The sequence below is a fragment of the Xanthobacter sp. DMC12 genome (assembly GCF_056314105.1).
Genome location: NZ_JBQUYZ010000001.1, coordinates 1677311 through 1691308, shown reverse-complemented (window position 1 = coordinate 1691308; position 13998 = coordinate 1677311). Strand labels below are relative to the sequence as shown.

14 protein-coding genes and 1 riboswitch are annotated in these 13998 nt (G+C 68.5%); of the genes, 4 read left to right on the top strand and 10 right to left on the bottom strand.

Annotated features, from left to right (window positions below; genetic code table 11):
* Positions 1-11: 11 nt before the first annotated feature.
* The 4 genes from thiG to ACT535_RS07760 all read right to left on the bottom strand — a co-directional run bounded on the left by thiG (position 12) and on the right by ACT535_RS07760 (position 2636).
* Entirely contained in the window at positions 12-803 is a 792-nt protein-coding gene (gene thiG, locus ACT535_RS07775) for a thiazole synthase (protein WP_476324204.1), read from the bottom strand.
* 54 nt (positions 804-857) lie between these two features.
* Complete coding sequence (gene thiS, locus ACT535_RS07770; protein WP_476363904.1) at positions 858-1064, bottom strand: sulfur carrier protein ThiS; 207 nt, start codon at positions 1062-1064, stop codon at positions 858-860.
* A gap of 5 nt (positions 1065-1069) precedes the next feature.
* Positions 1070-2275, bottom strand: a complete 1206-nt coding sequence (gene thiO / locus ACT535_RS07765; protein ID WP_476363903.1) for a glycine oxidase ThiO — start codon at positions 2273-2275, stop codon at positions 1070-1072.
* A riboswitch (TPP riboswitch) is annotated at positions 2264-2363 on the bottom strand. It overlaps the preceding gene by 12 nt.
* Before the next feature lie 60 nt (positions 2364-2423).
* A complete protein-coding gene (locus ACT535_RS07760; protein WP_168460022.1) occupies positions 2424-2636 on the bottom strand; it encodes a Trm112 family protein in 213 nt (70 codons plus the stop codon).
* 195 nt (positions 2637-2831) lie between these two features.
* Here ACT535_RS07760 and ACT535_RS07755 point away from each other — a divergent pair, with 195 nt between their 5' ends.
* Complete coding sequence (locus tag ACT535_RS07755; RefSeq protein WP_476363902.1) at positions 2832-3719, top strand: DMT family transporter; 888 nt, start codon at positions 2832-2834, stop codon at positions 3717-3719.
* Between the two features lie 62 nt (positions 3720-3781).
* On the opposite strand, the gene ACT535_RS07750 is transcribed toward ACT535_RS07755, so the two are convergent.
* Positions 3782-4816, bottom strand: coding sequence for an aspartate-semialdehyde dehydrogenase (locus tag ACT535_RS07750; RefSeq protein WP_168460013.1), 1035 nt, complete (start codon positions 4814-4816; stop codon positions 3782-3784).
* A 243-nt stretch (positions 4817-5059) separates the two neighbouring features.
* Here ACT535_RS07750 and ACT535_RS07745 point away from each other — a divergent pair, with 243 nt between their 5' ends.
* From ACT535_RS07745 to cysW, 3 genes are all read left to right on the top strand, one after another.
* The gene (locus ACT535_RS07745; RefSeq protein ID WP_024280430.1) at positions 5060-5413 is read left to right on the top strand and encodes a hypothetical protein; all 354 of its coding nucleotides are present in this window, start codon (positions 5060-5062) and stop codon (positions 5411-5413) included.
* Between the two features lie 189 nt (positions 5414-5602).
* Positions 5603-6469 (top strand): sulfate ABC transporter permease subunit CysT, encoded by an 867-nt coding sequence (gene cysT / locus ACT535_RS07740; protein ID WP_476363901.1) that lies wholly within the window; start codon positions 5603-5605, stop codon positions 6467-6469.
* Entirely contained in the window at positions 6469-7341 is an 873-nt protein-coding gene (gene cysW / locus ACT535_RS07735; RefSeq protein WP_476363900.1) for a sulfate ABC transporter permease subunit CysW, read from the top strand. Before cysT ends, cysW begins: the two co-directional genes overlap by 1 nt.
* 69 nt (positions 7342-7410) lie before the next feature.
* On the opposite strand, the gene rpe is transcribed toward cysW, so the two are convergent.
* From rpe to ACT535_RS07710, 5 genes are all read right to left on the bottom strand, one after another.
* Positions 7411-8103: a ribulose-phosphate 3-epimerase gene (gene rpe / locus ACT535_RS07730; RefSeq protein WP_476363899.1), complete on the bottom strand. Its 693-nt coding sequence runs from the start codon at positions 8101-8103 to the stop codon at positions 7411-7413.
* A gap of 273 nt (positions 8104-8376) precedes the next feature.
* Positions 8377-9441, bottom strand: coding sequence for a class II fructose-bisphosphate aldolase (gene fba / locus ACT535_RS07725; RefSeq protein WP_168459963.1), 1065 nt, complete (start codon positions 9439-9441; stop codon positions 8377-8379).
* Between the two features lie 215 nt (positions 9442-9656).
* The gene (tkt, locus tag ACT535_RS07720) at positions 9657-11720 is read right to left on the bottom strand and encodes a transketolase (protein WP_476363898.1); all 2064 of its coding nucleotides are present in this window, start codon (positions 11718-11720) and stop codon (positions 9657-9659) included.
* A 257-nt stretch (positions 11721-11977) separates the two neighbouring features.
* Entirely contained in the window at positions 11978-12853 is an 876-nt protein-coding gene (locus ACT535_RS07715; protein ID WP_476324189.1) for a phosphoribulokinase, read from the bottom strand.
* A gap of 35 nt (positions 12854-12888) precedes the next feature.
* Positions 12889-13983: a class 1 fructose-bisphosphatase gene (locus ACT535_RS07710; protein WP_168459960.1), complete on the bottom strand. Its 1095-nt coding sequence runs from the start codon at positions 13981-13983 to the stop codon at positions 12889-12891.
* Positions 13984-13998 lie beyond the last annotated feature (15 nt).

Below are 13998 nucleotides of genomic sequence, written 5' to 3'. Positions count from 1 at the left end.
AGGGGGCAGGGTCAGCTCCCGACGAGGCCGAACTCGGGGCTGGAGGCTTCCGCGTGCAGCTTGCGCGGGATGCGGCCGGCGAGGCGCGCGAGGCGGCCGGCCTCCACCGCGTGGCGGAAGGCGGTGGCCATGCGCACGGGATCGAGCGCCTTGGAGACGGCCGTGTTGAGCAGCACCGCCGAGCAGCCCAGCTCCATGGCGAGCGCGGCGTCGGACGCCGTGCCGATGCCGGCGTCCAGCACCACAGGTACGGGCGAACGGGAGCAGATCAGCTCGATCATGTGCGGGTTGGCGATGCCGAGCCCGGTACCGATCATGGAGCCCAGCGGCATCACCGTGGCGGCGCCGAGATCGGCCAGCTTCTGGCAGGTGACGGGATCGTCGTTGCAATAGGGCAGCACGACGAAGCCGCGCGAGACCAGATCTTCGGTCGCCTTCAGCAGCTCCTCCACATTGGGATAGAGCAGTTCGCGGTCGCCGATCACCTCCAGCTTCACCCAGTCCGTCTCAAGGGCCTCGCGGGCGAGCTCGGCGGTGAGCACGGCATCCTTGGCGGTCTGGCAGCCAGCGGTGTTGGGCAGGATGTGGACGCGGCCGGTGAGGAGGTCGGTCAGGCTCTCTTCATAGCCGGCGAGGCTGATGCGGCGGATGGAGGCGGTCGCCATCTCGCTGCCCGAGGCGGCCAGCGCGTCGAGGAAGACCTTCTGGTTGGGATAGCCCGCCGTACCGAGGAACAGCCGCGAGGAGAAGGTGCGGCCGGCGATGACGAGGGGATCGGCGTTGGGATTTTGGAACGCGCTCATGGTGTTTCTTCCCGGCACCCTCTTGAGGAGCGCCTGATGGTGCGGGCCCAGGGCTCAGCCGCCCTGCTTGGCCTCGATGATCTCAACGGCGTCGCCTGCGGAGAGGCGCGCCTCGGTCCAGGTGCGGCGAGGCACCACCGCGCCGTTCACCGCCACGGCGATGCCCTTGCGCTCCGGCTCGAGGCCCTTGGCAAGGAGCAGGTCCGCCACGGTAGCGACGGGATGCGCCTCCGCGGCGCCGTTCACCTTCAAATCGACCATGGCGCTCACTCCGCCGCCGCGCGCGGCGGGCCGAAGCGCTCCGCGCCGAAGGGCACGGCCACATCCGCGATGGTGCCGGTGAGGATGTGGTCGGCGATCACCTGCGTCGTCACGGGCAGGAGGAGGATGCCGTTGCGGTGATGGCCGGTGGCGTAGACGAGGCCGTCCACCTCCGGGCTCGGGCCGAGGATGGGCGCGTCGTCCCGGCTGCCGGGGCGGAAGCCGACCCATTGTTCGACGATGCTCAGCTCTTCCAACGTCGGCAGCGCCCGCCACGCGTGGGTGAGCAAGGCAAGCTGGCCGCCGGCCGTGAGGTCCGTGTCGAACCCCTTCTCCTCGGTGGTTGCGCCGAGGATCAGCCGCCCGTCGCGCCGCGGCACGAGATAGGAGCCCGGCGCCCACAGGACGTGGGAGAGGATGGGCGCGGCAGGGTCCATGCGCAGCGACAGCATCTGCCCCTTGATGGGGCGCACGGGCAGCGGCGTCGCCGGGGTGATGTCCACGCCCCGGCTCCAGGCGCCGGCAGCGAGCACCACCACGTCGGCGGCATGGTGCGTCTCGCCCGTGACCACGCCTGTGGCGCGACCGCCGGCGGTTTCCACCCGGCTGACCGGGGTGCGTTCATGCAGCCTCGCGCCGGCCTTGAGCGCGGCAATCTTCAGCGCGGCGGCAACCTTGCGGTTGTCCACCTGATGATCCTCGGGACTGAGCACGCCGCCGGCGAGGCGCGGCGCGAGATAGGGCTCGCGCCGGCGCACTTCTGCGGCGGTGAGCCACTGGACGGGCAGGCCCAGCCCCTGCTGGAAGGCGTAAAGATGGCGCAGCTTGGCGAGGTCGTCCGCCGTGAGGGCAATGGTGATCGTGCCCTCGGTGCGCAGGTCCACGGTTTCGCCGGAGGCGCGCTCCAGCTCCGCGGCGAATGCGGGCCACAGGGTCTGGCTGGCGCGGTTGAGGGCGAGCAGGCCCTCCTCGCCGGGCTCTGCCTCGGCGCAGGCGGCGAGCATGCCGGCGGCGGCGCGGCTCGCGCCTTGCCCGGTCTCGCCAGCGTCGAACAGATCCACCGGACAACCGGCCTCGGCAAGGCGCCAGGCGAGGGCGAGGCCGATGACGCCGCCACCGACGATGGCGACACGCGGTTTTACCTTGCCCGCCGGTCCCGAGCCGGCTTGCGATGAAGGTGCGGAAACAAACTGCGACAAGCTCTCGCTCATCGGCATCTCCCTACGCTGGCATGATCCAGACAGGTTCGATGGGTGTGATCTCAGCCGCGCATGATGCGCGGCACCCCAGGCCGTATCTGTTATTTACTCATGCTGGCCGCAGAACTGCAAGAGGCGGGCGCGTGGGACGCGGCGGACCTCAGCGGTTGAGTTCGCTCTCGTCCAGCTGGCGCGCCTCGTCGGCGAGCATGATCGGGATGCCGTCGCGGATCGGATAGGCGAGGCGGGCGGCACGGGAGACCAACTCCTGGCGCTCGCGATCATATTCCAGCGGCCCCTTGGTGAGGGGACAGACCAGGATTTCGAGCAGCTTGGGGTCGACGTCGTGGCCGGGACGCTGGGACTGGATCATGTTCTCGCTCTTTGGTGCCGCGCGTTTCGAGGGCAAGGGTTCCGCGGCGCGTCACCATAGCGGCGGCGGGATGGCCTTTCACCTGTGATTTTCGCGCCATCACGGGCGTTGATGGGCATATCACGCGGTTTCGCTGTCTTTTCGCCGGTGCAGCCCCTAATGAAGCGGCCTTGAAACCGTGGCCCCGGGAGCCAAATGGATCGACGTCTGGCCCTCGGGCTTCTTCTCGGCTTTGTCGCGGTCGTGATGTTCGGCGCGACGCTGCCGCTCACCCGCTTCGCGCTGCACGATTTCAGCCCCTGGTTCATCAGCTTCGGCCGGGCCGCCCTTGCCGGCTTCGCGGCGCTTGGGCTGGTGCTGGCGATGCGCCGGCCGTGGCCATTCGGCCAACGCGCGGTGCTGTGGCGCCTCGCCGTCTCCTCCGCCTGCCTGATCTTCGTGTTCCCGCTGGCCATCGGCGTGGCCACCCAGACGGTGCCGGCGGCCCATGGCGGCATCGTCCTCGGCCTTCTGCCCCTGTGTACGGCGATCGCCGCCATGCTGCTGGCCGGGGAGCGGCCGGGCCTCGGCCTGTTCGCGGCGAGCGCGGTGGGCGCCGGGCTGGTGGTGGCCTTCGCCTTGCGCAACGGCGCGGGCGGCGCGCTGGGGATGGGCGACAGCCTGCTGTTCCTGGGCGTCATCGCCTGCGCCATCGGCTATGCCGTGTCCGGCGGCCTCGCCCGTACGATGTCCGGGTGGGAGGTGATCGCCTTCATGCTGATCCTCTGCCTGCCGGTGACTTTGCCTCTCGCGCTCCTCACCTTTCCGTGGGGTGGGGCGGGCGCCGTGGCAGGCGCCTCCTGGGCGGCGCTCGCCTATCTCGGCCTCTTCAGCCAGCTCATCGGCTTCTTCTTCTGGAATGCCGGGCTTGCCATGGGCGGCATCGCCCGTGTGGGACAAATGCAGCTTCTGCAGACCTTCGTGACGGTGGGACTCGCCTGGCCCATCAACGGCGAGGTACCGGACGCGGAGACCGTTGCCTTCGCTGCGGGCGTGGCGCTGGTGGTCGCGGTGGCGCAGCGGACCCGCTCCCGTCCGCGCTGATCCCCAAAAGCAAACGGCCCGCCGAGGCGGGCCGTTCGTCAGTTTCCAGAATGCCGGAAGGCTCAGGCCGCCTTGGAACGGGCGGTGATGAGCTTGCGGTTCACCAGAACCTCGGCGATCTGCACCGCGTTCAGCGCGGCGCCCTTGCGCAGATTGTCCGACACGCACCAGAAGGCGATGCCGTTGTCCACGGTCGGGTCGTCGCGCAGGCGCGAGATGTAGGTCGCGTCCTCGCCGGCGGCCTCATGGGGGGTGGCGTAGCCGCCCGGCTCACGGGTGTCGATGACCAGAATGCCCGGTGCCTCGCGCAGGATCTTGCGCGCGTCGTCGGCCGAAAGCTCCTTCTCGAACTCCACGTTCACCGCCTCGGAGTGGGAGATGAAGACCGGCACGCGGACGCAGGTGGCCGTGAGCTTGATCTTGGGGTCGAGAATCTTCTTGGTCTCGGCCACCATCTTCCACTCTTCCTTGGTGAAACCGTCGTCCATGAAGACGTCGATCTGCGGGATGAGATTGAAGGCGATGCGCTTCGGGAACTTCTTCGGCTCCACCGGATCGGAGACGAAGACGGCCCGCGTCTGGGAGAACAGCTCGTCCATGGCGTCCTTGCCGGCGCCGGAGACGGACTGGTAGGTCGAGACCACCACGCGCTTGATGGTCGCGGCGTCATGCAGCGGCTTCAGCGCGACGACGAGCTGCGCCGTGGAGCAGTTCGGATTGGCGATGATGTTCTTCTTGGAGAAGCCGACGATGGCGTCCGCGTTCACCTCGGGAACGATCAGCGGCACGTCCGGGTCCATGCGCCACTGGGAGGAATTGTCGATGACGACGCAGCCCTGCGCACCGATCTTCGGCGACCACTCCTTGGACACGGACCCGCCGGCCGACATCAGGCAGATGTCGGTGTCGGAGAAGTCGTAGGTCTCGAGGGCCTTCACCTTCAGGGTTTTGTCACCGTAAGAGACTTCCACGCCCTGCGACTTTCGCGAGGCGAGCGCGACAACCTCGTCCGCGGGGAAACCCCGCTCGTCGAGGATCGAGAGAATCTCCCGGCCCACGTTGCCCGTGGCGCCGACGACGGCGACCTTGTAACCCATGATGTTCCTCGGATGTACGGCCCATGCGGCCGAAGACCGTGCTTTTAGGCCGAACCCCTTGGCCTTGCAAATCGAAGATGCGCGATCGGGTGCGGCACCGCTGCATGCGAGTGTTGCGTGAACGCAACGCGCCGGCGGCGAGAGGGCGGGAACATGGCGCCATGGGGGCGGGTTTCCTTGCGCAGGGGACAAACGTCTATTAATCCAGTCAAGGTCGGCCCTGCGCCGATCTGGGAGGATGCCATGGGTTTCGCGTCGTTCACCACCTTCGCTGCTTTCGCCCGCTCGGGCCTGAAGACGGCGCTCTCGGTGTCGCTGGCGGCGGCAGCCATTGCGGCGACCACCGGTGCCTTCTCCATCGCTTCCGCCGACAGCGCCGAGGCGCAGACCGTCAAGAAGCGCAACCGCATCGTGGTCGAGCGCCGCTCCTATCTCGATGCCGGCACCGTGGTGAAGCCCGGCTCCAAGTCGTACCTCGATTACGCACTGCCGCCCGGCTACTTCTACCCGACCTATGGGCCCACCGCCGCCGGCCCCGGCCCCATCACGGGCCTGCGCTGGCCGCTGCCGGGCGCCTTCGACCTGCCGGGCTTCTGAGCTGAGGCTGAAACGGAAAACGGAAGGGGCCGCGCTGCGGCCCTTTTTTGTTGCGCTAAACAACAGAGGTTTTGCGGTATTTTATTTTTCTCCCGGCCACGCATGACATTTGCGGCCTCGCGCGCCATAACGGCCGTATGCCGCGATGTCGGCCCGTCCTTCCCGGCGCACCATGCCCCAGCAGAGCCCATGCCCCGCACCCGCTTCGCGCTGCCGATTCTGAACCGCCGTCCGCGCCGGAGCGTCATTCCCGGATTCCGGCTCTCGCTCGGCCTCGCTCTGCTCTATCTCGGCCTCATCGTGCTCCTGCCCATCGGCGCGCTGCTGCTGAAGGCGGCGGACGTGGGCTTCGAGCGCTACATCGCCATCATCACCTCGCCGCGCACGCTCGCCTCCTTCCAGGTGACGCTGAGCACGGCGGCGCTGGCGGCGCTGTTCAATGCCGTCTACGGCCTCGCCCTCGCCTGGGTGCTGGTGCGCTACGAGTTTCCTGGCAAGCGCCTGCTGGATGCCATGGTGGACGTGCCTTTCGCCCTGCCGACGGCGGTGGCGGGCCTCGCGCTGACGGCGCTGTTCGCCAAGAACGGCTGGTTCGGCGCGCCCCTGGCGCAATGGGGCATACAGGTGGCCTATGCCCCGGCCGGAATCGTCTGTGCCATGGCCTTCACCTCCATCCCCTTCGTGGTGCGCACGGTGCAGCCGGTGCTGGAGGACATGGAGCCGGAACTGGAAGAGGCCGGAGCGACGCTGGGCGCGAGCGACCTCACCATCTTCCGCCGGATCATCTTCCCGACCATCTTCCCGGCCTTCCTCGCCGGCACGTCTCTGGCCTTCGCACGCTCGCTAGGTGAGTTCGGCGCGGTGGTGTTCATCGCCGGCAACCAGCCGTTCCGAACGGAGATCGTGGCGCTGCTCACCTTCATCCGGCTGGAGGAATATGACTATGCGGCGGCCGCAGCCATCGCCGTCACCATGCTGGGCCTCGCCTTCGTGATGCTTCTGATCGTCAACGCCGTGCAGGCGTGGCACCAGAAGTTTGCCATGGGGGATGCGTGATGGCGCATCCCGTGAACCGCCACCGCCTGCGCGTCGGCGACGGCACCGTGACGCGCTCGGTGATTCTCACCCTGGTGCTGGGGACAACTGCACTGGCGCTCATCGCGCCGCTGGCCGTCATCTTCGCCGAGGCGTTCGCGCGCGGCCTGCCTACCTATCTCGAAGCGCTCGCCCGGCCGGATACGCTGCATGCGGTGGGGCTGACGCTGCTCACCGCCCTCATCTGCGTGCCGCTCAATACGGCCTTCGGCATCGCCGCCGCCTGGGCGGTGACGAAATTCTCCTTCCGCGGCCGCAATCTGCTGCTGGCGGTGGCGGAGCTGCCATTCTCCATTTCGCCCATCGTGGCGGGCGTCGCCTATCTCTTCGTTTATGGGGCGCAGGGGCTGTTCGGGCCGTTCCTGCAGGCGCACGACATCAAGATCATGTTCGCCGTGCCGGCCATCATCCTTGCCAGCCTGTTCGTCACCGCGCCGTTCGTCCTGCGCGAGCTGGTGCCGCTGATGATGGCGCAGGGGCGGGACGAGGAGGAGGCGGCGGTGAGCCTCGGAGCCTCGGGTTTCGACGTGTTGCGGCTCGTCACCCTGCCCAATGTGAAGTTTGCGCTGCTCTATGGCGCGGCCCTGTGCAATGCGCGGGTGATGGGCGAGTTCGGCGCCGTCTCCATCGTCTCCGGCAACATCAGGGGCCAGACCTCGACCCTGCCTTTGCAGATCGAGCTGCTCTACCAGGACAGCCACGCGCTCGCCGCCTTCGCCGCGGCGACGGTGCTGGCCGGCGTCGCCCTGTTCACGCTGGTTGCGAAGTATCTGATCGAGCGGGCGGAGCGGGCGCGGGGCGAGATCGTCGCGCCGCGCCGGCCGGGGCACTGATCGGTTCGGCTCCGGTCTTCGACCGGTGCCGATTGCTTCGCTCAGGCGCCGCGCGGGCTTGAGCCAGCCTCAGGCCGCGGCGGCGGTTCCGGTGACGGCGGCGATCTCGCGCTTCATGGCGGCGATGGTCGCGGCATAGTCCTTCGCGCCATAGATGGCGCTGCCGGCGACGAAGGTGTCCGCCCCCGCCGCCGCGATGGCGCCGATATTGTCCACCTTCACGCCACCGTCGATCTCAAGGCGGATGTCCCGGCCCGAGGCGTCGATGCGCTCGCGGATGGCCTTCAGCTTGTCCAGCGCCGACGGAATGAAGGCTTGCCCGCCGAAGCCCGGGTTCACCGACATGACCAGTACGAGGTCGAGGGCGTCCAGCGTGTAGTCCAGCACCGAGAGCGGGGTGGCCGGGTTCAGCACCAGGCCCGCCTTCACGCCCTTGGAGCGGATGAGCTGGAGCGAGCGGTCCACATGCTCGGAAGCTTCCGGGTGGAAGGAGATGAGGTCGGCGCCGGCGCCCGCGAAGGCCTCGATCATGCCGTCCACTGGCTTCACCATGAGGTGCACGTCCACGAACGCCTTCGTTGCCTTGCGCAGGGACTGGAGGATCAGCGGGCCGATGGTGAGGTTGGGGACGTAATGGTTGTCCATCACGTCGAAATGGATCCACTCGGCACCGCCCTCGAGCACCGCATCCACCTCGGCGCCGAGGCGGGTGAAGTCCGCCGAGAGAATGGACGGGGCGATGATGGGATAGGCGCGGGCCATGGGGATCTCCTCAGCGTCTGGATAGGCAGGGCACGGTTTCGTGCCCCGGCCGACTGAAGCGTCAGCGGAAGGAGAGCCAGGGCCCAGCGCAACAATGCGCCGAAGGCGACACCCTTCATGACCGTCCGGGAAAAGAGCCTGCTGCGCAGGACCTTTCCCTGGACCGCGGATCAGCGCTCCAGCTGCCGCTGTCGCTTGTCCGGGGAACGAGGTAGCCGTGGCCGCCTCAGGCACTCCTATAGGCACGGCGCCCGGTGGGCGCTAGCCGTCGCCTCAATGCACCACCTGCGCCAGCTCGCCCGACGCATAGCGCTTGGCCATCTCGTCCAGCTCGATGGGGCGCACCTTTTCCGCCTTGCCGGCGGAGCCGAAGGCCTCGAAGCGGGCGATGCAGACCTTCTTGGCCTCGTCCATGGCGGCGGCCATGAACTTGCGCGGGTCGAACTCGGACTTGTTCTTGGCGCCGACGCGGCGGATGGCGGCGGTCATGGCGAGGCGGATGTCGGTGTCGATGTTCACCTTGCGCACGCCGTAGCGGATGCCTTCCTGGATCTCCTCCACCGGCACACCATAGGTCTCCTTTATGTCGCCGCCATAGGTGCGGATTTCCTCAAGCAGCTCCTGCGGCACCGAGGACGAGCCGTGCATCACCAGATGGGTGGTGGGGATGCGCTGGTGGATCGCCTTGATGCGGTCGATGGCGAGGATGTCGCCGGTGGGCTTGCGGGTGAACTTGTAGGCGCCGTGGGAGGTGCCGATGGCGATGGCCAGCGCATCGCACTGGGTGGCCTTCACGAACTGCGCGGCCTCGTCCGGGTCGGTCAAAAGGCGGGAATGGTCGAGGGCCTCCTCGGCGCCGTGGCCGTCCTCGGCTTCGCCCTTGCCGGTCTCCAGCGAGCCGAGGCAGCCCAGCTCGCCTTCCACCGACACGCCCACCGCGTGGGCCAGCTCCACCACCTTGGCGGTGACGGAGACGTTGTAGTCGTAATCGGCGGGGGTCTTGCCGTCTTCCTTCAGGGAGCCGTCCATCATCACCGAGGAGAAGCCGGACTTGATGGCGCCCATGCAGACGGCGGGGGAGGCGCCGTGATCCTGATGCATCACCACCGGGATCTCGGGATAGGCCTCCACGGCGGCGGCGATGAGGTGGCGCAGGAAGGGCTCGCCGGCATATTTGCGCGCGCCCGCCGAGCCCTGGAGGATGACCGGCGAGGACGTGGCGCGGGCCGCATCCATGATCGCCTTCACCTGCTCCATGTTGTTCACGTTGAAGGCCGGCAGTCCGTAGGAATGCTCCGCCGCATGATCGAGCAGCTGGCGCATGGAAACGAGGGCCATAGTCCTCTCCTCTTCAAGGTTCAGGTAGGCGTCGCGATGCGCGCGCCAGGGTTCCGTCCGCCCCGTCGTCCCGGGCTGGCCGGGACGCACGGTGCCGCTTGGCTGCAATCCGATGCCCTTCACCGCTTCGGCGGACCCGGCGGGCCGGGTCGATCGCGTCCTGCGGTGGCGCCCCTCCCGGCCGTCCCCCCGCAGGGGAGAGGCCTCATTGGCGCTCATCCTACCGCGCGGCGCACCGCATCGGCCACCGCTTCCGGCGTGAAGCCGAACAGCGGCCACAGATCCTTTTCCGGCGCCGATTCGCCGAACCGGTCGATGCCGATGGCGATGATGCCGTCGGCGCGGGTGCCGGAGAGGCCGCGCCAGCCGCGCGTCACGCCCGCTTCCACCGCCACCACCGGCACGCCCTTGGGGAAGAGGGCGGCACGCTCGGTCTCCGTCAGCGCCTCGAAGCGCTCGCGGCAGGGCATCGAGACGATGCGGGTGGGAATGCCCGCAGTGTCGAGCAGGTCCGCCGCCGCCACCGCCAGCTTTACTTCCGAGCCGGTGGCGACCAGCACGGCGCGGGCGAGGCCCTCGCTCTCGCGCAGCACGTAGGCTCCAGCCTCGATGGCGTCGAGCTGGGCCGCATCGCGCGGCCAGCACGGGAGGTTCTGCCGCGACAGGATGAAGGCGCTCGGCCCGGTCTTGCGCGTCAGGGCTGCGTGCCAGGCGGCCAGCGTCTCCACGGTGTCGGCAGGGCGCCAGACGTCGAGGTTCGGGATAAGCCGCAGGCTCTCCACATGCTCCACCGGCTGGTGGGTGGGCCCGTCCTCTCCGAGGCCGATGGAATCGTGGGTGAGGATGTAGATCACCCTCTGGCCCATCAGTGCGCTCATGCGCATGGCGTTGCGGGCATAGTCCGAGAACACGAGGAAGGTGGCGACGAAGGGGATGAACCCGCCGTGCAGCGCGATGCCGTTGGCGATGGCTGACATGCCGAACTCGCGCACGCCGTAGAAGATCTGGTTGCCGGCCGGATCGCGGGTGATCGGCACGGCGCCGGGGAAGGTGGTGAGGTTGGAATGGGCGAGGTCCGCCGAACCCCCCAGAAACTCCGGAACCGCAGGGGCGAGGGCGGCCAGCGCCAGTTGGCTCGCCTTGCGGGTGGCCACGGTTTCGGCCTTCTCGACGGTCGCCTTCAGAGCCGCCTCATAGGTCGTGGCGAAGGCGGGGGAGAGGTCGCCGGCAAGCCGGCGGCGGAATTCGGCCGCCTCCGCCGGATAGGCGCGCTCATAGGCTTCCATGCGCGCGTCCCAGGCCGACTGGCGCGCGGCACCGGAGCGGCGGGCGTCCCACAAGGCGTAGATGTCCTCGGGCACCTCGAAGGGTGCATGGTCCCAGCCCATGGCGGCGCGGGTGCGGGCGATTTCCTCGGCACCGAGGGGGGCGCCGTGGGTGTCCTGGTGGCCTTCCTTCGTCGGAGCGCCACGGCCGATGGTGGTCTTGCAGCAGATCAGCGTCGGCTTGCCGGTCTCGGACAGCGCCGCCTCCACCGCATCGCGCAGCATGGCGGGGTCGTGGCCGTCCACGTTGCGGATCACCTGCCAGCCATAGGCGGCGAAGCGGGCCGGGGTATCGTCCGGGAACCACTCCTCCACCTTGCCGTCGATGGAGATGCCGTTGTCGTCATAGAAGGCGACGAGCTTGCCGAGGCCGAGGCGCCCCGCGAGGGAGCACGCCTCGTGGCTCACGCCTTCCATCAGGCAGCCGTCGCCGAGGAAGACGAAGGTGCGGTGATCGACGATGGAGAGGCCCGGCCGGTTGAACTGGGCGGCCAGCGTCTTCTCGGCGATGGCCATGCCCACCGCATTGGCGAGGCCCTGGCCGAGCGGGCCGGTGGTGGTCTCCACGCCGGGCGTCATGCCCAGCTCGGGATGGCCGGGGGTGCGCGAATGCAGCTGGCGGAAGCGCTTCAGCTCGCCGATGGGCAGATCGTAGCCGGTGAGGTGCAGCAGCGCATAGATCAGCATGGAGCCGTGCCCGTTGGAGAGCACGAAGCGGTCGCGGTCGGGCCAGGAGGGATCTGCCGGATTATGCCGCAGATGCTCGCGCCAGAGCACGGCCGCGATCTCCGCCATGCCCATGGGCGCACCGGGGTGGCCCGACTTCGCCTGCTCCACGCCGTCCATGGCGAGGGCGCGCAGGGCCGCCGTCACCGGCCAGCCGAGCGCACCGGGAGAACGGTCGACGGGCGCCGGCGCGTCGGCAGCGGCAATGGCAGCAGCGTGGGCAGTCATGGCATTCTCCGTTCGGCTCGCGACCCCTGCGCGCCATCTTCCGGCGCTGCCGGACGGCGGGAAGGGCTGCCAGGTGTCGTTTACGCAAAACACGCGCCATCTCATGCCGGAAGGAGCGCTCGGCTCCCGTCGGGAAGAGGTGGGGGGAGGGCAGCAGCCACGCGTCCAAGGGTCGCCCGGGCTTCGGGGCTCAAGAACGTGCCGCCCTCCCCCCTCACCCTCCCCCCGGCGCGGGGGAGGGGAGTGATGCGCCCGCCTCAGCCGGCGCGGCGCTTCCTGTCCATCAGCTTCATGATGAGCGGGGTCAGAAGGAGCTGCATGGCGAGATCCTGCTTGTTGCCCGGGATGACGATGGAGTTCGCCCGCGACATGAAGCTGTTGTGGATCATCGACAGCAGGTAGGGGAAATCGATGCCGTGCGGGTCGCGGAAGCGGATCACGACCATGGATTCGTCCGGCGTCGGGATCCAGCGGGCGATGAACGGGTTGGAGGTGTCCACCGTCGGCACGCGCTGGAAGTTGATGTCGGTCTCGGTGAACTGGGGACAGATGTAGCGCACGTAATCGGGCATGCGCCGCATGATGGTGTCGGTCACGTCCTCGGTGGAATAGCCGCGGGTGGCCTTGTCGCGGTGGATCTTCTGGATCCACTCCAGATTGATGACGGGCACCACGCCTATCTTCAGGTCGGCATGCTGGGCAAGGTTCAGCTCGTCGGTGACGACCGCCCCGTGCAGACCCTCGTAGAAGAGGATGTCGGTGCCCTGCTCCAGGTCTTCCCAATCGGTGAAGCGGCCGGGCTCGGCATTGTAGAGCTTCGCCTCGGCGGCGTCGTGGACATAGTGGCGGAAGCGGCCGGAGCCGGTCGCGCCATAGTCCTTGAACAGCTGCTCCAGGTCCTCGAGCCGGTTGGTGTCGGGCGAGAAGTGGCTGAAGTGCTTGTTGCCCTTGGCCGCTTCGGCGGCCATCAGCTCGCGCATCTCATAGCGGTCGTAGCGGTGGAAGCTGTCGCCTTCCACGAAGGCCGCCTTGACCTTCTCGCGATAGAAAATCTGCTCGAAGGTCCGCTTGACGGAGGTCGTTCCGGCGCCCGACGAACCGGTGACGACGATGATGGGGTGCTTGCTGGACATGGCGTGCTCGAATTCCGGAGATCAGGGGGCGCGGGTCAGATGAACAGGCCGCGCCGCGCGAACAGGGGCGAGCGCTCGCCGTGGCCGTTCGGCTCCAGGTGATAGCGGGAGACCCGGGCCACCTCGTCGCGGGAGCCGAAGATGAACGGCACGCGCTGGTGCAGGGCGGTGGCGTCGAGGTCGAGGATCGCGCCCCGGCCGTCGGTGGCCGAACCGCTCGCCTGCTCCATCAGGAAGGCGACCGGGAAGGCCTCGTAGAGCAGCCGCAGGCGGCCTTGGCTGTAGCCCTTCCGGCTGTCGCCCGGATAGAGATAGATGCCGCCACGCTGGAAGATGCGATGCGCGTCCGCCACCATGGAGGCCACCCAGCGCATATTGAAGTCGCGCTCCCGCGGGCCCTTCTTGCCGGCGAGGCAGTCGTCCACATAGTCGCGCACCGGCACGTCCCAGTGGTGGTAGTTGGACATGTTGATGGCGAACTCGGCCGCGCCCTCCTTCACCTTCACCTCGGCATTCACCAGGCGGAAGAGGCCGGCGCGGTCGAGGGCGAAGTGCCAGGTGCCGGCGCCGAGCGTCAGCATCATGGCGGTGTGGGGGCCGTAGACCACGTAGCCGGCGGCCAGCATGTCCCGCCCGTTCTGCAGGAAGGCCGAGGGCGCGGACGCGTCGGCGCCTTCGGGACGGGGGAAGACGGCGAAGATGGTGCCGACCGAGATGTCGGTGTCGATGTTGGACGAGCCGTCCAGCGGGTCGATGGCGACCAGCAAGGGCGCCGTGGCATCGAGCAGGACCGGCGCGTCGTTCTCCTCGGACGCCACCGCGGCGACCGGCGCCGCCTTCAGCGCGCCGATGACGATGTCGTTGGAGATGACGTCGAGCGCCTTCTGGCCCTCGCCGGCTTCGCCGGAAGAGAGGGTGCGGGCGAGGTCACCGGCGAGCGGCCCCTCGGCGATGGCGGCGGCCAGCGCCGCGCATCCTGTGGCGAGGGCGCAGACGGTATCCGCGACGGCGCGACGGCGGGCATCCGCACCCGCCCACTCGTCGAGCATGACGGTGAGCGTGATACGCGAGGCTGCGACACCTGCAGCCTGGGCAGCTGCGGCCCGATGGTCTGCGTTCGGCTCCAACATGGCAGGTCTCCCTGA